At 68.3% G+C, this 20,723-nt stretch carries 19 protein-coding genes and 2 tRNA genes; 15 read left to right on the top strand and 6 right to left on the bottom strand.

Annotated elements, in window-relative coordinates; all coding sequences use genetic code 11:
- Positions 1-49: 49 nt before the first annotated feature.
- The 7 genes from recF to OG303_RS25200 all read left to right on the top strand — a co-directional run bounded on the left by recF (position 50) and on the right by OG303_RS25200 (position 8,395).
- Positions 50-1,171, top strand: a complete 1,122-nt coding sequence (gene recF, locus OG303_RS25230; protein WP_405871089.1) for a DNA replication/repair protein RecF — start codon at positions 50-52, stop codon at positions 1,169-1,171.
- Positions 1,168-1,710: a DUF721 domain-containing protein gene (locus OG303_RS25225; protein ID WP_405871087.1), complete on the top strand. Its 543-nt coding sequence runs from the start codon at positions 1,168-1,170 to the stop codon at positions 1,708-1,710. The genes recF and OG303_RS25225 overlap by 4 nt, the downstream gene beginning before the upstream one ends.
- Before the next feature lie 397 nt (positions 1,711-2,107).
- Positions 2,108-4,168, top strand: coding sequence for a DNA topoisomerase (ATP-hydrolyzing) subunit B (gene gyrB, locus OG303_RS25220; protein WP_405871085.1), 2,061 nt, complete (start codon positions 2,108-2,110; stop codon positions 4,166-4,168).
- 42 nt (positions 4,169-4,210) lie between these two features.
- A complete protein-coding gene (gene gyrA / locus OG303_RS25215; RefSeq protein ID WP_405871084.1) occupies positions 4,211-6,805 on the top strand; it encodes a DNA gyrase subunit A in 2,595 nt (864 codons plus the stop codon).
- Between the two features lie 18 nt (positions 6,806-6,823).
- The gene (locus OG303_RS25210; RefSeq protein WP_405871082.1) at positions 6,824-7,639 is read left to right on the top strand and encodes a DUF3566 domain-containing protein; all 816 of its coding nucleotides are present in this window, start codon (positions 6,824-6,826) and stop codon (positions 7,637-7,639) included.
- A gap of 124 nt (positions 7,640-7,763) precedes the next feature.
- Positions 7,764-7,840, top strand: a tRNA-Ile gene (locus tag OG303_RS25205).
- Between the two features lie 114 nt (positions 7,841-7,954).
- Positions 7,955-8,395 carry a GNAT family N-acetyltransferase gene (locus tag OG303_RS25200; protein ID WP_405871080.1) on the top strand — a complete coding sequence of 147 codons (441 nt, stop codon included), beginning with the start codon at positions 7,955-7,957 and terminating at the stop codon, positions 8,393-8,395.
- Positions 8,396-8,630: 235 nt separating this feature from the next.
- Here the strand turns inward: OG303_RS25200 and OG303_RS25195 are convergent, their stop codons facing one another.
- Positions 8,631-8,975: a DUF6344 domain-containing protein gene (locus OG303_RS25195; protein ID WP_405871078.1), complete on the bottom strand. Its 345-nt coding sequence runs from the start codon at positions 8,973-8,975 to the stop codon at positions 8,631-8,633.
- A gap of 327 nt (positions 8,976-9,302) precedes the next feature.
- Between OG303_RS25195 and OG303_RS25190 the strand changes: the two genes are divergently transcribed.
- Complete coding sequence (locus tag OG303_RS25190) at positions 9,303-9,431, top strand: DLW-39 family protein (protein WP_003999697.1); 129 nt, start codon at positions 9,303-9,305, stop codon at positions 9,429-9,431.
- Between the two features lie 136 nt (positions 9,432-9,567).
- Positions 9,568-10,923, top strand: a complete 1,356-nt coding sequence (locus OG303_RS25185; protein WP_405871077.1) for a hypothetical protein — start codon at positions 9,568-9,570, stop codon at positions 10,921-10,923.
- A gap of 61 nt (positions 10,924-10,984) precedes the next feature.
- On the opposite strand, the gene OG303_RS25180 is transcribed toward OG303_RS25185, so the two are convergent.
- Together OG303_RS25180 and OG303_RS25175 are read right to left on the bottom strand one after the other, a co-directional pair.
- Positions 10,985-12,514, bottom strand: a complete 1,530-nt coding sequence (locus tag OG303_RS25180; protein WP_405871075.1) for a serine/threonine protein kinase — start codon at positions 12,512-12,514, stop codon at positions 10,985-10,987.
- A 173-nt stretch (positions 12,515-12,687) separates the two neighbouring features.
- Positions 12,688-13,236, bottom strand: coding sequence for a helix-turn-helix domain-containing protein (locus OG303_RS25175; RefSeq protein ID WP_405871073.1), 549 nt, complete (start codon positions 13,234-13,236; stop codon positions 12,688-12,690).
- Between the two features lie 180 nt (positions 13,237-13,416).
- Here OG303_RS25175 and OG303_RS25170 point away from each other — a divergent pair.
- Positions 13,417-13,489, top strand: a tRNA-Ala gene (locus OG303_RS25170).
- A gap of 211 nt (positions 13,490-13,700) precedes the next feature.
- Here OG303_RS25170 and OG303_RS25165 read toward each other — a convergent pair.
- Positions 13,701-14,390 (bottom strand): ScbR family autoregulator-binding transcription factor, encoded by a 690-nt coding sequence (locus tag OG303_RS25165; RefSeq protein ID WP_405871071.1) that lies wholly within the window; start codon positions 14,388-14,390, stop codon positions 13,701-13,703.
- Positions 14,391-14,824: 434 nt separating this feature from the next.
- Here OG303_RS25165 and OG303_RS25160 point away from each other — a divergent pair, with 434 nt between their 5' ends.
- A complete protein-coding gene (locus tag OG303_RS25160) occupies positions 14,825-15,799 on the top strand; it encodes an NAD-dependent epimerase/dehydratase family protein (protein WP_405871069.1) in 975 nt (324 codons plus the stop codon).
- 139 nt (positions 15,800-15,938) lie between these two features.
- Here the strand turns inward: OG303_RS25160 and OG303_RS25155 are convergent, their stop codons facing one another.
- Positions 15,939-16,640, bottom strand: coding sequence for a DUF5324 family protein (locus OG303_RS25155; RefSeq protein WP_405871067.1), 702 nt, complete (start codon positions 16,638-16,640; stop codon positions 15,939-15,941).
- Between the two features lie 363 nt (positions 16,641-17,003).
- Between OG303_RS25155 and OG303_RS25150 the strand changes: the two genes are divergently transcribed.
- Both OG303_RS25150 and OG303_RS25145 read left to right on the top strand, forming a co-directional pair.
- Positions 17,004-17,537, top strand: coding sequence for a peptidylprolyl isomerase (locus tag OG303_RS25150; protein WP_405871066.1), 534 nt, complete (start codon positions 17,004-17,006; stop codon positions 17,535-17,537).
- Positions 17,538-17,635: 98 nt separating this feature from the next.
- Complete coding sequence (locus OG303_RS25145) at positions 17,636-18,547, top strand: rhomboid family intramembrane serine protease (RefSeq protein WP_405871064.1); 912 nt, start codon at positions 17,636-17,638, stop codon at positions 18,545-18,547.
- Positions 18,548-18,828: 281 nt separating this feature from the next.
- Here OG303_RS25145 and crgA read toward each other — a convergent pair whose 3' ends face one another.
- Positions 18,829-19,083, bottom strand: a complete 255-nt coding sequence (gene crgA / locus OG303_RS25140) for a cell division protein CrgA (protein ID WP_266682434.1) — start codon at positions 19,081-19,083, stop codon at positions 18,829-18,831.
- 142 nt (positions 19,084-19,225) lie between these two features.
- On the opposite strand from crgA, the gene OG303_RS25135 reads away from it, so the two are divergent.
- Together OG303_RS25135 and OG303_RS25130 are read left to right on the top strand one after the other, a co-directional pair.
- Entirely contained in the window at positions 19,226-20,005 is a 780-nt protein-coding gene (locus OG303_RS25135; RefSeq protein WP_405871062.1) for a DUF881 domain-containing protein, read from the top strand.
- A gap of 24 nt (positions 20,006-20,029) precedes the next feature.
- The gene (locus OG303_RS25130; RefSeq protein ID WP_405871060.1) at positions 20,030-20,722 is read left to right on the top strand and encodes a class E sortase; all 693 of its coding nucleotides are present in this window, start codon (positions 20,030-20,032) and stop codon (positions 20,720-20,722) included.
- The last annotated feature ends 1 nt before the right edge of the window (position 20,723 follow it).

Genomic DNA, 20,723 nt, shown 5'->3' with positions numbered 1-20,723 from the left:
ACAGGGCCGCAGCGCGGTCCACAACTCTGGGGGAGGTCGGCGAACGACCATGCACGTCACGCATCTGTCGCTGGCCGACTTCCGCTCGTACGCCCGGGTCGAAGTTCCGCTCGACCCGGGTGTCACCGCTTTCGTCGGCCCCAACGGGCAGGGCAAGACGAACCTCGTCGAGGCCGTCGGCTATCTCGCCACCCTCGGCAGCCACCGGGTCTCCTCCGACGCCCCCCTCGTCCGCATGGGCGCCGATCGCGCGGTCATCCGGGCGCAGGTCAAGCAGGGCGAGCGGCAGCAGCTGGTCGAGCTGGAGCTGAACCCCGGCAAGGCCAACCGCGCCCGCATCAACAGGTCCTCGCAGGTCAGACCGCGTGACGTGCTGGGCATCGTACGGACTGTCCTGTTCGCGCCCGAGGACCTCGCGCTGGTGAAGGGCGACCCCGGTGAGCGGCGGCGTTTCCTCGACGAGCTGATCACCGCACGCTCCCCGCGCATGGCCGGCGTGCGCTCCGACTACGAGCGGGTCCTCAAGCAGCGCAACACGCTCCTCAAGTCGGCCGCGCTGGCTCGCCGGCACGGCGGCCGCACCATGGACCTGTCCACGCTCGACGTCTGGGACCAGCATCTCGCGGGCGTGGGCGCCGAGTTGCTCGCCCAGCGCCTCGACCTGGTGGCCGCGGTCCAGCCGCTGGCCGACAAGGCGTACGAGCAGTTGGCCCCCGGGGGCGGCCCTGTTGCCCTGGAGTACAAGCCGTCCGCCCCCGGTGAGGCCCATACGCGCGAGGACCTCTACGAGCAGTTGATGGCCGCGCTCGCCGAGGCGCGCAAGCAGGAGATCGAGCGGGGCGTCACCCTCGTAGGACCCCATCGAGACGATCTGCTTCTCAAACTCGGTCAGTTGCCCGCCAAGGGGTACGCGTCCCACGGCGAGTCCTGGTCGTACGCGCTGGCGCTGCGCCTCGCCTCCTACGACCTTCTGCGGGCCGAGGGCAACGAGCCGGTGCTCGTCCTCGACGACGTCTTCGCCGAGCTGGACACCCGCCGCCGTGAGCGCCTGGCGGAGCTGGTCGCGCCCGGTGAGCAGGTGCTGGTGACCGCCGCGGTCGACGACGACGTACCGCACGTACTGACCGGGACGCGGTACTCCGTGTCGGACGGGACGGTGGAGCGCGCATGACGAGCGAGGAGCCGGCCTCCAAGGAGACCAAGAAGACCCCCGAGCCGTCCGGCGTCGACCTCGCGCGCGTGGCGCTCAGGGCGGCGAAGGAACAGGCACGCGCGCGTGGGGACGCGGCGCAGCAGAAGAAACAGGCGCGGCGCGGTGGTCTGCGCTCCGGCGCGCGCGCCGACGGGCGCGACCCCATGGCGCTCGGTGCTGCGATCAACCGGCTGATCACCGAGCGCGGTTGGGAGACCCCGGCGGCGGTGGGCGGCGTCATGGGCCGCTGGCCGCAGATCGTCGGTGAGGACGTGGCCAAGCACTGTGTGCCGGAGAAGTACGACGAGGACGAGCGCGTGCTCGTCGTGCGCTGCGACTCCACGGCCTGGGCGACGAATCTGCGCCTGCTCGCACCGACGCTCGTCGCCCGTCTCAACGAGGATCTCGGGCACGGCGCGGTGAAGATGATCAAGGTGAACGGTCCCAGCGGCCCCGCCCGTCGCTACGGTCCCCTGCGCGCCCCCGGCAGCACGGGACCCGGCGACACGTATGGGTGACAGACCTCACATCTGCAGGCCGTAGGCGGTCTCGTCGTGGCGCCGGCGGCCCCTGCGTCGTACCACCGCGTGCGGTTGCGAATCCCGACCTGACTCCCAAGTAGCCAAGGGTTGACAGCCGGAAGCGCTGAGTGCCGCTGTGAGCCTCTTGGAGCCCCGCTCCGTATATGGGGACCCGGAAGACGCCGGTTCAGGGCGCCACATGCGGACTCAGGTACCGGCAAACCCCCATCACTGTCGGCGCTACCGGTAGACTGGAAGCTAATCCCGCCCCACTCGTGGGGACCGCCGGGAAAAGCTGAGCAACGCTGAACAAGGCTTACCAACGCAACATGCCGCAGCCGCTCCGGCAACCCGCCGACGAGCCTGGCTCGTGCTGTGCCAGAAAGGGCGCTTCGTGGCCGATTCCGGCAACCCCAACGAGAACATCCCGTCCACCGACGCCGGCGAGAACAACGCGGTGACCCCGTCGAACGGCGAGGTCACCGCCTCGTACGACGCCAGCGCGATCACCGTCCTCGAGGGTCTGGACGCGGTCCGCAAGCGACCCGGTATGTACATCGGCTCGACCGGTGAGCGCGGACTTCACCACCTGGTGCAGGAAGTCGTCGACAACTCCGTCGACGAGGCGCTGGCCGGTCACGCGGACACGATCGACGTGACGATCCTGCCGGACGGCGGCGTGCGCGTCGTCGACAACGGTCGTGGCATCCCGGTCGGCATCATTCCCTCCGAAGGCAAGCCGGCGGTCGAGGTCGTGCTGACCGTGCTGCACGCGGGCGGCAAGTTCGGCGGCGGCGGCTACGCGGTCTCCGGTGGTCTGCACGGCGTCGGTGTCTCCGTCGTCAACGCGCTGTCCTCGAAGGTCGCGGTAGAGGTCAAGACGGACGGCTACCGCTGGACCCAGGACTACAAGCTGGGCGTCCCCACCGCCCCCCTGGCGCGCAACGAGGCCATCGACGAGACCGGCACCTCGGTGACCTTCTGGGCCGACCCCGAGATCTTCGAGACCACCGAGTACTCCTTCGAGACGCTGTCGCGGCGCTTCCAGGAGATGGCGTTCCTCAACAAGGGTTTGACGATCAAACTCACTGACGAGCGCGAGGTGGCGAAGGCCACCACCGGTGCGGACGAAGCGGGCGCGGACGAGAAGGACGAGGTCAAGTCCGTCACGTACCGCTACGACGGCGGCATCCTCGACTACGTGAAGCACCTCAACTCCCGCAAGGGAGACGTCGTTCACCCCACCGTGATCGACCTGGAGGCCGAGGACAAGGAGCGCATGCTCTCCCTCGAGGTCGCGATGCAGTGGAACAGCGGCTACAGCGAGGGTGTGTACTCCTTCGCCAACATCATCCACACGCACGAGGGCGGTACGCACGAAGAGGGTTTCCGCGCGGCGCTCACGAACCTGATCAACAAGTACGCGCGCGACAAGAAGCTGCTGCGGGAGAAGGACGACAACCTCACGGGTGACGACATCCGCGAGGGTCTGACCGCAATCATCTCGATCAAGCTGAGCGAGCCGCAGTTCGAGGGCCAGACGAAGACCAAGCTGGGCAACACGGAGGCGAAGACCTTCGTGCAGAAGGCGGTCTACGAGCACCTCAACGACTGGCTGGACCGCAACCCGAACGAGGCCGCGGACATCATCCGCAAGGGCATCCAGGCGGCCACCGCGCGCGTGGCGGCCCGCAAGGCCCGTGACCTGACCCGCCGCAAGGGGCTGCTGGAGTCGGCGTCCCTGCCCGGCAAGCTCTCGGACTGCCAGTCGAACGACCCCACCAAGTGCGAGATCTTCATCGTCGAGGGTGACTCCGCCGGCGGTTCGGCCAAGTCCGGCCGGAACCCGCAGTACCAGGCGATCCTCCCGATCCGAGGAAAGATCCTCAACGTCGAGAAGGCGCGGATCGACAAGATCCTGCAGAACCAGGAGATCCAGGCGCTGATCTCGGCCTTCGGCACCGGAGTCCACGAGGACTTCGACATCGAGAAGCTGCGCTATCACAAGATCATCCTGATGGCGGACGCCGACGTCGACGGTCAGCACATCAGCACCCTGCTGCTGACCTTCCTGTTCCGCTTCATGCGGCCGCTGGTCGAGGCCGGTCACGTGTACCTCTCCCGCCCCCCGCTGTACAAGATCAAGTGGGGCCGGGACGACATCGAGTACGCCTACTCGGACCGCGAGCGCGACGCGCTGATCGAGATGGGCCGCCAGCGTGGCAAGCGCATCCGCGAGGACTCGATCCAGCGCTTCAAGGGCCTCGGCGAGATGAACGCCGAGGAGCTGCGCATCACGACGATGGACCAGGAACACCGCGTCCTCGGCCAGGTCACTCTCGACGACGCCGCCCAGGCCGACGACCTGTTCTCGGTCCTGATGGGCGAGGACGTCGAGGCGCGCCGCCAGTTCATCCAGCGCAACGCCAAGGACGTCCGGTTCCTCGACATCTGAGTCGGTCTCAGCTGACCGCACCAGGAAGGATCTTCACCAGCAATGGCCGACGAGAACACTCCCGTCACCCCTGAAGAGGGCGGCGAAGTCGCGATGCGTGTCGAGCCCGTCGGGCTCGAGACGGAGATGCAGCGCTCGTACCTGGACTACGCGATGTCCGTCATCGTGTCCCGCGCGCTGCCTGACGTCCGGGACGGTCTCAAGCCCGTCCACCGCCGCGTCCTGTACGCCATGTACGACGGCGGCTACCGGCCCGAGAAGGGCTTCTACAAGTGCGCCCGCGTCGTCGGCGACGTCATGGGCAACTACCACCCGCACGGCGACTCGTCGATCTACGACGCGCTGGTCCGCCTCGCGCAGCCGTGGTCGATGCGGATGCCGCTGGTGGACTCCAACGGCAACTTCGGCTCCCCGGGCAACGACCCCGCGGCCGCCATGCGCTACACCGAGTGCAAGCTGGCGCCGCTGTCCATGGAGATGGTCCGTGACATCGACGAGGAGACCGTCGACTTCACGGACAACTACGACGGCCGCTCCCAGGAGCCGACCGTCCTGCCGGCCCGCTTCCCGAACCTGCTGATCAACGGTTCGGCCGGTATCGCGGTCGGCATGGCGACCAACATCCCGCCGCACAACCTGCGCGAGGTCGCGGCCGGCGCCCAGTGGTACCTGGAGAACCCGGAGGCCTCGCACGAGGAGCTCCTGGACGCCCTCATCGAGCGCATCAAGGGCCCCGACTTCCCGACCGGCGCGCTCGTCGTCGGCCGCAAGGGCATCGAGGAGGCGTACCGCACCGGTCGCGGCTCGATCACCATGCGCGCGGTCGTCGAGGTCGAGGAGATCCAGAACCGCCAGTGCCTGGTGGTCACGGAGCTGCCGTACCAGACCAACCCCGACAACCTCGCGCAGAAGATCGCCGACCTGGTCAAGGACGGCAAGATCGGCGGTATCGCCGACGTCCGCGACGAGACGTCGTCGCGCACCGGTCAGCGTCTCGTCATCGTGCTCAAGCGGGACGCGGTCGCCAAGGTCGTACTGAACAACCTCTACAAGCACACCGATCTGCAGACGAACTTCGGCGCCAACATGCTGGCGCTGGTCGACGGTGTGCCGCGCACGCTGTCGCTCGACGCGTTCATCCGCCACTGGGTGACGCACCAGATCGAGGTCATCGTCCGGCGTACGAAGTTCCGGCTGCGCAAGGCCGAGGAGCGGGCGCACATCCTGCGCGGCCTGCTGAAGGCCCTGGACGCCATCGACGAGGTCATCGCGCTGATCCGGCGCAGCGACACCGTCGAGATCGCACGCGCGGGCCTGATGGACCTCCTGGAGATCGACGAGATCCAGGCGAACGCCATCCTCGAGATGCAGCTTCGCCGACTGGCCGCCCTGGAGCGCCAGAAGATCATCCAGGAGCACGACGAACTCCAGGCGAAGATCACCGAGTACAACGCGATCCTCGCCTCCCCGGTCCGCCAGCGCGGCATCGTCAGCGAGGAACTCGCCGCGATCGTCGAGAAGTACGGCGACGACCGCAAGACGATGCTGGTGCCCTTCGACGGCGACATGTCCATCGAGGACCTGATCGCCGAAGAGGACATCGTCGTCACCATCACGCGCGGCGGCTACATCAAGCGCACCAAGACGGAGGACTACCGCTCGCAGAAGCGGGGCGGCAAGGGCGTGCGCGGCACGAAGCTGAAGCAGGACGACATCGTCGACCACTTCTTCGTGTCGACCACGCACCACTGGCTGCTGTTCTTCACCAACAAGGGCCGCGTCTACCGCGCGAAGGCGTACGAGCTTCCCGACGCCGGCCGCGAGGCGCGCGGCCAGCACGTCGCGAACCTTCTCGCCTTCCAGCCGGACGAGGCGATCGCCGAGATCCTCGCGATCCGCGACTATGAGGCGGCTCCGTACCTGGTCCTCGCAACCAAGGGCGGCCTGGTCAAGAAGACGCCTCTGAAGGATTACGATTCGCCGCGCGCCGGTGGTGTCATCGCCATCAACCTCCGGGAGACGGAGGCCGGTTCCGACGACGAACTGATCGGAGCCGAACTCGTCTCCCCCGATGACGATCTGCTTCTGATCAGCAAGAAGGCACAGTCGATCAGGTTCACCGCGACGGACGAAAGCCTGCGGCCCATGGGCCGTGCCACCTCGGGTGTCAAGGGCATGAGCTTCCGCGGCGGTGACGAGCTGCTCTCGATGAATGTTGTTCGACCCGGTACGTTCGTGTTCACTGCTACGGACGGTGGGTACGCAAAGCGGACCAACGTCGACGAGTACCGCGTCCAGGGTCGCGGAGGCCTCGGCATCAAGGCCGCCAAGATCGTTGAGGATCGTGGGTCACTCGTCGGGGCGCTGGTGGTCGAGGAGACGGACGAGATCCTCGCCATCACGCTGTCGGGCGGTGTGATTCGTACGCGAGTCAACGAGGTCAGGGAGACGGGCCGTGACACCATGGGCGTCCAACTGATCAACCTGGGCAAGCGCGATGCCGTGGTCGGTATCGCTCGTAACGCCGAGGCGGGACGCGAGGCGGAGGAGGTCGACGGCGGCGACGCCATCGACGAGACCGCCGAAGGTGCCGCGACCACCGGCACGGACGAGGGTGAGGCGCCCTCGGCTGAGTAGCACGAGGAGTGAGTCATCGTGAGCGGAGCCACGGGCGCCGGATCGGCCGGTACCCCCACGGGTACCGAAACGGACGGCGGCGGCCGTGGCTCCGCCGCGCGTGCGACAGATTCGCACACGACCCAACTGCGCGCGATCGACGCGGGCAAGGCCGACTCGCCCTCGCCCGACACTCAGGGATCCCAGGGGGGAACAGTGACGGACACCCGAGGTCCGCAGACTCAGCAGCACGAGGCTGGGGCGGGCCCGGCCGCTCCGGGCGCTCAGCCGCAGCCACAACCGCAGCCTCCGGCCCAGCCCGCACCGCCGCAGCCGGCCTCTCCGCTCCCCGGCGAGCGCCAGCCGCAGCAGCCCGCAGGGCCCTACCACCCGCCGCAGGCCTACCAGAACCAGGCCCAGGCACCGGCTCAGGCACCGACCAGTGCCGTACGGCGGCCGCGCACCGGCGCGCGCACCACGCCCCGCATCCGCAAGGCACGCCTGCGCGTGTCCAAGGCCGATCCGTGGTCGGTCATGAAGGTGAGCTTCCTGCTCTCCATCGCGCTCGGCATCTGCACGATCGTCGCGTCCGCCGTGCTGTGGATGGTCATGGACGCGATGGGCGTCTTCTCGACGGTCGGCGGCACGATCTCCGAGGCGACCGGCTCGAACGAGTCGAACGGCTTCGACCTGCAGTCCTTCCTGTCGCTCCCGCATGTCCTGATGTTCACGTCGATCATCGCGGTCATCGACGTCGTCCTCGCGACGGCTCTCGCGACCCTCGGCGCCTTCATCTACAACCTTTCCGCGGGCTTCGTCGGCGGCATCGAGCTGACGCTCGCCGAGGACGAGTGACATTGGCCTTGACCGTCCTTTCAAACCCCTGCCGCCGGCCCTGAGAGAACCGATTTTGGGACTGCGCGCGTCGTGCGCTAATCTTCAGGAGTCAGCGCGCGGGACACACACCGCAGAGCGCGGCGGGGCTATAGCTCAGTTGGTTAGAGCGCATCCCTGATAAGGATGAGGCCACAGGTTCAAATCCTGTTAGCCCCACCAGCACGAAGACCCCCAACCGATCATGGTTGGGGGTCTTTGACGTCTATGGCCGCTGCGAAGCCCCACAGCTGCGTGACGACTTCAGGCCCATACCTGTGTGCCACACTCTGCGGCATGGCGCATGATCACACTGGTGCTGCGATGAGCATCGGCCGCCGTGACCCCGAACTCAACGAGCGCCTGTCCAAGGGGCTGGACGAGGTCAATTTCCCCGCAACTGGGACCACTGCTGCCGACCAGGGGGCGCTGTCGGTGAAGGTCGTCGACGACGCCGGCGAACTCATTGGTGGCCTGTCCGCTTGGACATGGGGTGGGCTGCTCGGTATCGAGATGGTCTGGGTCCGCGAGGAAAGCCGCGGGGACGGCTGGGGAAGCAAGCTGCTTCTGGCCGCAGAGGAGGAGGCAAGGCTGCGTGGCTGCGACCGCGCATGCGTCTCGTCCTTCACCTTCCAGGCCCCGGCGTTTTATCAGCGTCACGGATACCTCGAGACCGGCAGAACTCTGGGGATCCCCGGTGGCGCCGAGGACGTCCACATGTACAAGAAACTGGCTTAGCGACTCCGGAGCCGTCGGCGTGTAGGCACCGCTTGTCAAACCGCCAAGGCTTGGAGCCGGTTCTTCGACGTCGACAGGCCCCATGATCGACCGGATAAGGATGAGGGCCACAGGTTGAAATCCTGCTGGCCCCAGAGTGCGAAGACCCCCAACCGGAACCGGTTGGGGGTCTTCGGCGTGGGCGGTTTGTGTACGCAAGTTCGCCGCTACGTCTGGGGATGTGAGAGGCGGTGCCTCAGAGCTGGAGGGGAGTGGCCGGCTCGGAGATGTCCGTGTCTGTCTGTGTCTCCCCGTCCGCGCATGCATCCGAGTCCGCGAGCGGGCGGTGGCGGCAGCTGGGGGACTTTCCGTGGGCCTCGGCGCGGATGCGCTGTTTCATCGTGGGGGGCAGGGCCCGGTCGTAGGACCAGGACCAGGGCGACGCCGTCGGCATCGTCACGTGTGTGGTGATGTTGCCGGTCGTCTCGGTCTGCGGTACGGCCGCGGCGGCGGTCGTCGTGATGAGTCCGAGCGTCGTGCACAGCGCCAGGAAGGCGGTGACGATGGCGGTCCACAGCTTCATGACCTGGTTCTGGGCCATGGCCCCTCACTTTCGGGTCGGGCGATTTGCGTACTTTCCTCATGATGTGTATGGGGGCCGCGAAGTGGTGGATCTACGCCCGTGCCGCGTCGAAGTTCAGATGAACACCACCCGTATGGCCGCAAACAGCTGGAAAAGCTGAGGATCGGGTGCAAAATCACCGTCCGTGAGGGTGTGATCACCCTCAGATCGGAGCGGTCACCTCCGGTTCTACTGCGGTATACCGGAGGGGAGTTGGGGGCCTACGCAGGTCACCGATCGGTATCGGTCGGTGTGTATAGTCGGGCGCCAGAGGTCCCCTACGTCAAGGAAAGACGAGGTCGCGCGGTGAAGAAGCTTCTCCTGGTCGCACTGGCCGCCATCGGCGGGCTCCTCGTGTACCGCCAGATCCAGGCGGATCGCGCCGAGCAGGATCTGTGGACGGAGGCGACTGACTCCGTGCCCACGGGTTCGTGAGTATCGACAACCGAATCTGAGCAGACCCCGGCCGTCCTAGCGGTCGGGGTTTTGTGTTGCCCGGATGAGGCGCCGCCTCGCGGGGCAGGATGGGCCACGGTCCAGCGGTCCGGGCGACGACGAGGGGTGGCGCGTGATGGGGCGGCGTACGGCGTGGTGGCGCGCGAGGGCACGGGGCGGTCGTGCGTCCGCACGCGTGCGCGTGGCGGCCGTGGCAGCGGTGCTGTGCACGGCGGCCGCACCGGCGTCCTGGCCGGCCGGCGCCGCGGCGGCATCCGGAACTCCGAGCGCCGACGGCACCTCCGCCGCTTCCGCCTACGCCTTCGCAGAGGGCGCACAGTCCGTCGACGGGGCGACGGGGTCCACTGACGCCCAGCGCCTCGAGGTCGGCAAGACGTACCGCAGCTCCCTCCCCAGGGGCGCGAAGGTCTACTACAGCCTTGAACTCGACGCCGAGTCGAACACGTACGTCTCCGCCACCGCCATCCCCCGCGCGGGCGCCAAGCTCTCCGTCACCGACGGCATCAGGGTGTCGGTGCAGGACGCCGACAGTGACTCCTGCTCCAACCAGAGCGCGAGTTTCGGCGCCGCCAAGAGCCCGCACCCCATCACGGCATGGGGCGCACGAACGACCTCCCCGGCCAACCCCCTGTGCAAGGGCGTCGGCACGTACTACGTCGTCGTCGAGCGCGTCGGTACGGCGGACTCCTCGCCCGGCGCCTGGGACCTGGAGCTCGCCGCCCAGACCGAACCGCCCCTGAAGGAGGCCGGTTCGACGAACCCGCCCACAGTGTGGAACTCCGCCTCGCCCACCCCGGTCTCGGGCGAGCCCAAGCGCAGCCCTGGGGGCGCGGGGTTCTCCCGGGCGACCTCCGTGGGACAGGGTGTCTGGCGCGCCGACATCTCGCCCGGGCAGACGCTGTTCTACAAGGTCCCGGTCGACTGGGGGCAGCAGCTGTCCGCCACCGCCGATCTGGGCAGTGCGGACGGCGCCGGCCAGGGTTATGCGGTCGCCGCCCTGGACCTGACGCTCTACAACCCCGTGCGCGCCGACGTCGAGGACGCGAGCGTCGGCTATGACGGTCAGCAGAAATCGGCCTCCCTCGCACCGGTGCCGTCCGTCGCCTACGCCAACCGCTACGCCGTCACCGACCAGGTGAACGGGATGCGCTTCGCCGGCTCGTACTACCTCGTGGTGCACCTCGCCCAAGGAGTGGCCGACGAGTTCGGCGACGGGCCGTTCGGGCTGCGGCTGCACGTGCGGGTCGAGGGCGCGGCGCAGGACGGTCCCGGGTACGCGGGGCAGCCCGTGCCGCGAAACGTCTTCGAGGTCACGGCGCAGGACCGGGAGGCGGCAGCGGAAGGCGGAGCCGCGGGCGTCGACGCCGCGATGACGGCGGTCGCCGTGGCTGGTATCGGGGCAGGCACGGTGCTGCTCGTCGTCCTCGGGGTGTGGACGGTCACGGCCCGGCGCAGGGCAGGGGTCTCGTGAGGTCCGGCGGCCTGCGGGTCAGGCGGACCGTTCGGATGCGGACCAAGGGCCGGCGAACCGTTCAGATGCGGGTCAGCGCCCAGAACCCCACGGCGTAGCAGGTCAGCGCGAGAAGCAGGAGCGGGATCGCCACCTTGGCGGGTGGGCCGGGGCGCCGTGCGGGGCGGGCGCGGTGGTTGCGGCGCGTGGTCTCCTGCGAGATTTCCTGCGCGGAAGGCGGAACCTGCGGGACCTGGGCGGTGTACGAAGCAGTAGAGGCATCAGCGCGCTGGTCCGCCGCCGGGGTCAGGGCCTGGGCGGGGTGCAGCGGCACGTGCGACTGGGGGGAGGGCAGCACATGCGTGGGGTCGTGGGGGGAGACGTAGGCGGGCTGCTGGTGGCCGCCCTGGTGGGGCTGTGCCTGTGCGTGCGGTGTTGGCGTCTGTGGAGCGGGAGTTCGGGCGGAGGAGACGGTGGCCTGTGGGGGCGGCAGGTGGAAGCTGCCGGTGTCCGACATGCTGGGCGGCTGCCCGGGGACGGACGGCTCCGGCCGGGCCCCGGCGTCCTGACGCGGATCAGGCGGTGGTGCGACACCCATGGACGGTACGGCGGCTGCGTCCGACGCGGACGGCCGGGAAGACGCCTCTGCCTCAACGGGCCACGACGGAGCCTCACTTGCACCGGTTCCAGGAGCAGCCGCCTCCCTCCTCGCACCCACACCCGGCGCGGGCTTGAGGGGTCCGGTGGAGGCGAACCCCGGTGGGAGAGCACCGAGTTGGTCGAAGATCTCGATCAGCTCGTCGTCGGGACCGGGCTCCGGCAGCAGCTCCGTGGCGGAGGCGAGCGCCTTGCGCGCCCCCGTGGCCGTTCGGAACCGGGCCAGCGGATCGGGCTGCAGCAGTGTGGCCACGACCTGCCACAGCGGCTCGGGGATGCCCTTGGGAGCGCTCGGCGTCCCGTGCGCCGCGAAGTACTGGACGAGCGCCTTGGCGTCCGGCTTGGCGCCCTCCAGCAGATACAGCGCGACCAGTCCGACGGCGAACAGGTCCGCGGGGAAGTCCGGTTCAGCGCCCATCATCTGCTCGGGAGCGAGATAACCCGGCGTCCCCACCACGAGGTTGGTCTCCGTCAGGCGCGGCTCGCCCAGCCGCATGGCGATGCCGAAGTCGGACAGCCGCAGCCGCGGCCGACCCGTCCCGGTCGCCTCCAGGAGCACATTGGCGGGCTTGACGTCGCGGTGCACGACGCCTTCCGCATGCACCGCGGACAGCCCCGACAGGAGCTGGTCGAGCAAAGTGCAGACGAAGGCGGGCGGCAGGGGACCGTAGTCCCCGACCAGATGGACCAGCGAGCCGCCGGCGACCAGGTCCATGGTGAACAGGACCTTGTCGTCGTCGGCGGCCCAGCTGGCCGGCGCGAGCACATGGGGGTGATCGATACGCAGGGCCTGCTCGCGGACGAAGCGCAGCAGAGAGTGCGCATCGCTCTGCTGCAGGACCTTTGCGGCCACATAGCGGCGGCGGCGGTGGTCCCAGGCGCGCCACACGGCGCCGACCCCTCCGCGTCCGATCGGGTCGACCAGTTCGTACCGGCCGGCGAAGACCTCACCCATGGCTGTGCGTCGCTCCTCCCCCTTCGGCTACCCCCCTTGCTTGCCCCTCGACGGGTGATACGACTCCCCCTTACGCCGTTCCTCGACGAGTGTGATGAGTGATACGAGCCCCAGCGCCCCTCCTCGGCCGTCGGCCCGGCTGCCGAACCCCCTTCGGCGACCGGGCCGCAGGTTCAGTTCTGGTGGGACTGGTAGTGCGTGACCGCGTCCGAGGTGCGGCCGGCGCCGTACACCCGGAGAAACTCTGCCAGTTCCGGATGGCTGGCGGCGAGGGTGTCGGCGGCGTCGATGATGTCACCCGCGGCGGCCACCGAGCGCAGCAGCGACTGGATCTCGCGGACCACCCGCTTGACCGTGGGCGCGCCCGAACTGCTCGTCGTGGTCGTGGTGTTGCTGAGCACCGAACCCCCCTGCGACTTCTTGATCTCTTCCATGCGCTCGGTGGCCTCGGCCGCGCTCACACTGCCGTCAGCGACCTGCCCCGCCAGGTCCTGCAGCAGCTGCACCCGCTGTACGACAGCCGGGTTGCCGATCTTCGCCCGCTGGCCGCTCATCAGCTGTGACAGCATCGGAGCGGACAGGCCCAGCACCCCCGCCAGACGGGCCTGGTTGAGACCGAGGTCTTCTATGAGCTTGCGGAAGAGCGCCCCCAGCGGCTCCCCATACCAGTTCCGCTGCAGTTCCCGCGCTCTTGCGGTGGCTTCCTGCTGTGCGGCGTCCATTGCGTCTCCCCATCGCTTCCCCAAGTACTGTGGTTCGCTGTAGCGAACCACGCCGAGCATCTTACGGAGAGTGGTCGTTCACGGGGACCCCCAATCTTTTTGCGAGATCCCGGGGGTGACCCGGTACTCTGGTCTGCGGCACCCACCGGTAGGCGGTTTTCCGGGGGACGTCCACCTTCCGGGGCCTTAGCTCAGTTGGTAGAGCGCTGTCTTTGCATGGCAGATGTCAGGGGTTCGACTCCCCTAGGCTCCACAGCAGAAAGCCCCTTCGAACTGCGGAAACGCAGGTCGGAGGGGCTTTTTTGGTTGCCGCGGCTCGGTGAGTGGCCCGGCCTCTCGACGCCTGCGGCCGTGATCCTGGAGGTCGCGGCGGGACCGCCGATCCTCCCGGTGCTGCTGGACGACCGCGTCCCCGAGGTGCGCGGTGCGCTCGGCACTCTCGCCGCCCGGAGCGGAAAGGTGCCTCAGCCGGTGCGGGCGCCGATCTCGGCTTCGGCCTCGGTCTCGGCCCCGGCGTCGCCATGGGCGCCGTCTCGCGCAGTCGTGGCCGCCGGGTCGGTCACGCCCTCCGGGCGCAGGCGGGCGATGGCGGCCGGATGAGCGATGGACGGCAGGATGTGACGCCACATCACGGCGACGCGTCCACGCAGGTCGGCCCGCCGGTTGACGGCCTCGGACACCAGCTGGACGCCGGTGAAGGTGGCGACGATGAACTCTGCGGTCTCCCTGGGCACGACCTGGGGGAGCACCTCGCCCTGCTCCTGCCCCTCGGTCAGCAGCCGCGTGGTGAGGTCGAACCAATCGCCCCACGGGTGCGTGCCGTTGAAGAACACGCCCTCTATGGACAGCCGCGTCCCCGCCCTGGCGAGGGCGTCGTGGCGCAGCACATGGGCGAACTGATGCGTGATCTCGATGATCGACTGCAAGGGCGAGAGCCGGAGCTCCACGTTCACCAGGCCGGTCTGCTCATCCATGATCGCCTGGGCGAGCGACTCCTTCGAGGGGAAGTGGAAGTACATCGCACCCTTGGTGACGTTCGCCCGGCGCAGGATCTCCGAGGTGGCCGCGCGTTCGTAGCCGTACTCGGCGAACACGCTCGCCGCGGCTTCCACGATCGAGCGCCGGGTCTGCAGCGCGCGAGCCTGTTTGGCCATGTCTTTCCCTCCGAGGCGTACGTTCTTTGCCCACCCTACCCAACCACCCGGTCTGTTTCCGTAGATCACCCTTGGTGAACGTGAGCGGATTGATGCCTTGGACTGACGCCCAGCTCTGCCTGCGAATGATGCGGTGCACATGGCGCGCGCCACAGTTTCTCGAAGCAAAAGGGACCGCTCGGTCTGTTTTTGTCCCGGTCGACGCCAGAGCCACATGGTCGGTGGTGGAGTCGAGCCGGTCCACGGGCCCGCTTGCGCGGCAGACGACTGTCGGCATTCCATCTGGGGGTGGACCTTCACCGTGGAAAGCCCCGCGTCGGATACGGCGGCGCCTCGGCGACCAGCCCGCCCCCCGTGGCCCGCAGTAGACAGCGCCCGCCCCGCCCCGCCCAACTGACCACGGGACACCGGTACAACATCGCCGGCACCCCATCATGACCGGCGCGATCCTGGTCGTCGGAGGCACCGGATTCATAGGCTCGGCGACGCTGCGCGCACTGGCCGACCACCGGCAGCCGAGGTCCGGCACGCTGAAGGCAATCGTCAGGCAGGCGCCGGCGGCATCCGTCGCAGTGCCCGGTGTCGAGTACGTCACGGGCGACCTCACCGACCCGGCCTCCCTGCGGGGTGCCTGCCACGGCATCCACACCGTGCTCCACTGCGCCTCGTACATCGGGACCGACGAGGAGAGGTGCCGGGCGGTCAACGTCCACGGCACCCGTGCCCTGCTCACCGAGGCGGAACGCGCCGGAGTCCACCGGACCGTCCTGGTCAGCACCACCGCCGTCTACGGCGCCGGACCGCACCGCGATCTCACCGAACACGAACTCGCTCCCGCGCCCGCCTCGGCCACCAGCCGCACCCGACTCCAGGCCGAGCAGGCCGTGCTCGCCACCGGCGGCACCGTGCTCAGGCCACCACTCGTGTACGGAGCCGGGGACGTGTGGGTGGTGCCCGCCATCGCCGAACTCCTGCGGCGCGTACCGGCGTTGCCGGAGGACGGCCGCGCCCGGCTGTCGCTGGTGGCGGTCGACGACCTGGCCCGGCTGCTCGCCACCGTCGCCCGGACACCCGGACGCGTCCCGCCCGGCACCGCCCACCACGCCGCCCATCCGCACGCGCTCACCCTGCGCGAGTTCGTCACCCTGCTCGGCGACACACTCGGACTGCCCGTCCCCACAGACGGCCTCGCCCTCGACGACTACCTCGCCCGCCTGCGCGAAACGCCCGGAAGAGTCAGCGCACACCAGGCAGGCCTGCTCGCCGAGGACCGCTGGTACCGCTCCGCCCTCTGGTCCCGCACCGACTGCCTGCCCGGACCGGGGCACCGGACCCGACTGGACGAGGCGGCCGCGTGGTACCGGGACTCACTCGCGCCGCGGACGCCCTCCACGAACGACGGCACGTGATCCGCTGCCGTACGGCAGAAGCAGAGGCAGAAGCCGCTCCCCGGGGAACGTTCGTCCGCGTTGTTTCACGTGAAACACAGCCGTGGGGCGGGAGACCCTCAAGTCTCCCGCCCCACGGCGCAGTTCGGCCCACGCGACGTCACCGGCCGTCGTCGCGCTGCGCGGCCTCCTCCTCGGCCTGCTTGGCCTGCACCTCCGGGTCCAGTACCGACTGACCGCTGCCGTCCACCGACGTCAGCCGACTCGACTCCGGAACCTCCGTCGCGGCAGGCGGCTCGACCAGCCAGTCCGGGTTGGCCTGCTTGTCCCACCACTTCCAGGCGGCGAAGGCACCGCCCGCGAGAGCACCGACCACCAGCAGCACCTTCGCGGCACGGCCGGCCCGCGCGCGCCGCTCGTGCTTGCGGACCAGTTTCTCGATTTCCTTCGGCGAGACCTGACCGCGCAGCGCGGCCAGCGCGGCGACACCGCGGGCGGTGGCCTCGTCCCTGACGGGTCCGGCCGCGGCCACCGCCTGCTCCAGCCTCGGCCGGGAATAGTCGGCGGCCTGCCGAGCAGCCTCCCGGGTACGGACGGCGGCCTCATGGGCGGCCTGGTCGACCTTCGGCGGCACATGCGTCAGGGCCTGCTCCAGGCGCGGCGCTACATGGGCGTCGTACTGGACGCGGGCCTGATCGGCGGCCTGCGACACCTTCGGCGCGAGCCGTACGCGTGCCTCGTGTGCGTAGTGCGCGGCCCTGTCCTTGGCCGTGTCGGCGTAGGGCGCCACCACTTCCGCGGCGTGCAGCACGCTGTCCTTCGCCGAACCGGTCGCGGCGCGCACGCTGTCGATGCGGGTCACGGGTTCCTCCTCCTCGGTGGCGTACGGTATTTCGACTTTCCACCCTTTTACGGATCATGCCTGCCAACAGACCTCGGGGCATGTGAGGGCGGGCATCCGGGTCATGCATACCGACTCCGGACCATCTCCGATCAAGATCTGACCAAGAGCCGATCAAGTCCAATAGAGGATGAATACGGGGCAACAGGCGCTTGTCGTCGACAATGCCACGGATCGCTGTCGAGCGCCCCCGGCCCGGACGTACTCGACCGGTTTTCTCCAAGCGAGTTCCCCCGATGCGCACCCATAGGCATGCGCCCGGCGACGCACGAAGCGGACCGTGCGAGGATCAGGGGGTCACAGAAAGACAACGGAAGGCAGATCGTGGCCGAGCAGCTTTACGCCACCCTGAAGACCAACAACGGCGACATCGAAGTCCGGCTGCTGCCGAACCACACGCCCAAGACGGTCCGCAACTTCGTCGAGCTCGCCACGGGCCAGCGTGAGTGGGTCAACCCCGAGACGGGCCAGAAGTCCACGGACAGGCTCTACGACGGCACGGTCTTCCACCGGGTGATCAGCGGATTCATGATCCAGGGCGGAGACCCGCTCGGCAACGGCACCGGCGGCCCCGGCTACCAGTTCGAGGACGAGTTCCACCCCGACCTCTCCTTCAACAAGCCCTACCTGCTGGCCATGGCCAACGCCGGACCGGGCACCAACGGCTCGCAGTTCTTCATCACCGTCGCCCCCACGACGTGGCTGAACCGCAAGCACACCATCTTCGGCGAGGTCACCGACGCCGCCAGCCAGAAGGTGATCGACGCCATCATCATCACCCCGACCAACCCGCGCACCGACCGCCCGCTCAACGACGTCGTCATCGAGTCGGTCGTCGTCGAGACCCGCGAGGGCTGAGTCCCCGCACAGCAGGAACCAAACGCCCCGCCCATCCGTAAAGATGGGCGGGGCGGTGCATTTGTGCACGGCGCTCGTACGACGACCTAGGGGATCTCATGGACCAGGCGCCAGGCAGTCCGAAGGGCCCGGACGACCAGGGACCTCAGCCTGCCCAGAGCCTGCCCGGCTGCTACCGCCACCCCGATCGCGAGACCGGCATCCGCTGCGCCCGCTGCGAGCGCCCGATCTGCCCCGAGTGCATGGTCAACGCCTCGGTCGGCTTCCAGTGCCCCGAATGCGCCCGCGGCGACTCCGGCACAGGACACGCTCCTGCCGCGAGCCGGCCCCGCACCCTCGCCGGCGGATCGATCGCCGCCGACCCGCGACTGGTCACCAAACTGTTGGTCGGTATCAACCTCGCGCTCTTCCTGGTCCAGCTCTCCGTCGGCGACCGCTTCACCGAGCGGTTCGAGCTCCTCGGCGAGGCCTACGTCCCCCTGCTCGGCTCCGTCGAAGGAATCGCGCACGGCCAGTGGTACCGCCTGCTGAGCGCGATGTTCCTGCACGGCAGCTACATCCACATCCTGTTCAACATGCTCAGCCTCTGGTGGATCGGCGGCCCGCTCGAGGCAGCCCTCGGCCGCGCCCGCTACCTCGCCCTCTACTTCGTCTCCGGGCTGGCCGGCAGCGCCCTGACCTATCTGATCGCCGCTCCCAACCAGCCCTCGCTCGGCGCCTCCGGCGCGATCTTCGGCCTCTTCGGCGCGACCGCCGTCCTGATGCGCCGGCTCAACTACGACATGCGCCCGGTCATCGCCCTGCTGGTGATCAACCTGATCTTCACCTTCGGCTGGCCCAACATCGCCTGGCAGGCCCACATCGGCGGCCTCGTCGCCGGCGTGATCACCGGCTACGCGATGGTGCACGCCCCGCGCAAGCACCGTGCCCTCGTCCAGTACGGCACGTGCGCCCTGTTCCTCGTCGTCGTGGTGGTCATGACGCTGCTCAGGACGGCTCAGCTCACCTGACGTGCCCGTTTGTCCACAGCGGGTGGCGAATCTTGTGCATGGCGTGCGGGAACAGCTGTGCCCCCTGTCACTGACCCGTGTTTCTGCAGGTCAGGCAGGGGGCGAACAAGCTTGCGAAGGTGCGTGTGACAGTCGTATCGGCGTCAACACCCGACTGGTTATCCACAGATCGTCGTTCTTTATCCCCAGGGCTTCTGTGGATATTTCTTCGGGCTGTGGATAACTCAGCGCATAGCCCTGGGCAGAGCTGTGTTCACCAGGGCGTTGCTCCTACGTGGGGCTTACTTCCACTGCGTGGAGACACCGAATCCGGCGGCGATGAAGCCGAAGCCCACCACGATGTTCCAGTTGTCCAGCTGGTCGATGGGCAGTGAGCCGTCGGTGACGTAGAAGACGACGATCCAGGCGAGCCCGATGAGGAACATGGCCAGCATCACGGGCGCGACCCATGCGCGGCTGTTCAGCTTGATGCTGGTCGCCTGCTTCGCCGGCGGCGGCGTGTAGTCGGCCTTCTTGCGGATACGTGACTTCGGCACGAGGGTCTCTCCTGTCGATGCGCTGCGTGGCCGCGCAGGGAACTGTGGCGGGCTCCGGGGCAGCGTACAAGGGGACTCTTAGCGCTCCCCCGGGCGTCCGTTAGCGTAGTGCTTCCGCGGCGCCGAAGGAGATAAGGGTACGTTGAGCAATTCTGCCGACTCCCCCCAGGCCGGATCCAGCCCTGACCGCAGGCGGGGTTTCCGGCCAGTCCGGGTGCTCACGGTGGCCGTCTTCGCTCTCGCGGGGCTCATTTTCTTCACCAGTTTCAATACGGCCAAGGGCACCAATATCCGCACGGACACGTCCTTGCTGAAACTTTCCGACCTCATCCAGGAGCGCAGCCGCAAGAACGGCGAGCTGGACGAGTCCAACGGCTCCCTGCGCAAGGACGTCGAGTCCTTCGCCGAGCGCGACGACGGCAGCTCCAAGGCGGAGGACGAGAAGCTCGCGGGCCTGGAGAAGAGCGCGGGCACGCAGAAGCTGAAGGGCGAGGCGATCACCGTCACGCTCAATGACGCCCCGCCGGACGCCACCGCGAAGCTTCCCGGCTATCCCGAGCCGCAGCCCGACTACCTGGTCATCCACCAGCAGGACCTGCAGGCCGTGGTGAACGCCCTGTGGCTGGGCGGGGCCAAGGGCATCAAGGTGATGGACCAGCGGCTGATCTCCACCAGTGCCGTGCGCTGCGTGGGCAACACGCTGATCCTTCAGGGCCGCGTCTACTCACCGCCGTACAAGATCACGGCGGTCGGGGACCCCGACAAGCTGAACCAGGCGCTGTCGGCCTCGAAGGCGATCCAGAACTACATGGTGTACGTGAATGTCTACGGCCTCGGCTGGAAAGTCACCGAGGACGGGACGGTGACTCTGCCCGGCTACTCGGGCACAGTGGATCTGCACTACGCCCAGCCCGTGGAGTGAACTGAGCCGTTTCGGGAGCTGCCGGTGCGCGTCGTCGTCAGGACCGTCAGTGAACTCTGTATCACCGTGGGCACGTTGATCGTCCTCTTCGTCGCCTATGTGCTGTTCTGGACCGGTGTGCGGGCGGACGGCGCGATGAACCACCAGATCGATGTCCTGCAGGACCAGTGGGCGAAGCAGACGGTGCACCCCACGGCGAGTGCCCAGCCGGGCACCTCGGCCAGTCCGAGGAAGCCGGCGCCGTATGTCGCGGGCAAGCCCTTCGCGATCATGTACATCCCGCGGCTCGGTTTCACGTGGAACAAGCCCGTGCTCGAGAACACCGCGGTGAGCACTCTGAAGAAGGGGCTCGGTCACTACGCGAACACCACCCAGCTCGGCCAGGAGGGCAACTTCGCGGTCGCCGGCCACCGGCGTACGTACGGCGATCCGCTCGTGGACTTCCCGAAGCTGCGGCCGGGCGATGCGGTGGTGCTGACCGACGGGACCACCTGGTTCACGTATCGGATCGACAAAGGGCCCTACAAAACCGTGCCGACGGACGTTGAGGTGATCGACCCTGTGCCACGTAAGTCGGGGTATACGCGGGAGGGCCGTTATCTGACGCTGACCACCTGTGATCCCGAGTGGGGGCACAGTCACCGGTTGATCGTGTGGGCGCACCTGGATTCCACACAGCCTGTGGAGGCCGGGAAACCTGCGGCTCTGCGCCGTTAGT

The sequence above is a fragment of the Streptomyces sp. NBC_00005 genome (assembly GCF_045160215.1).
GTDB lineage: Bacteria > Actinomycetota > Actinomycetes > Streptomycetales > Streptomycetaceae > Streptomyces.
The sequence above is the reverse complement of the archived record's forward strand: the minus strand, read 5'-3'. Positions and strand labels throughout refer to the sequence as shown.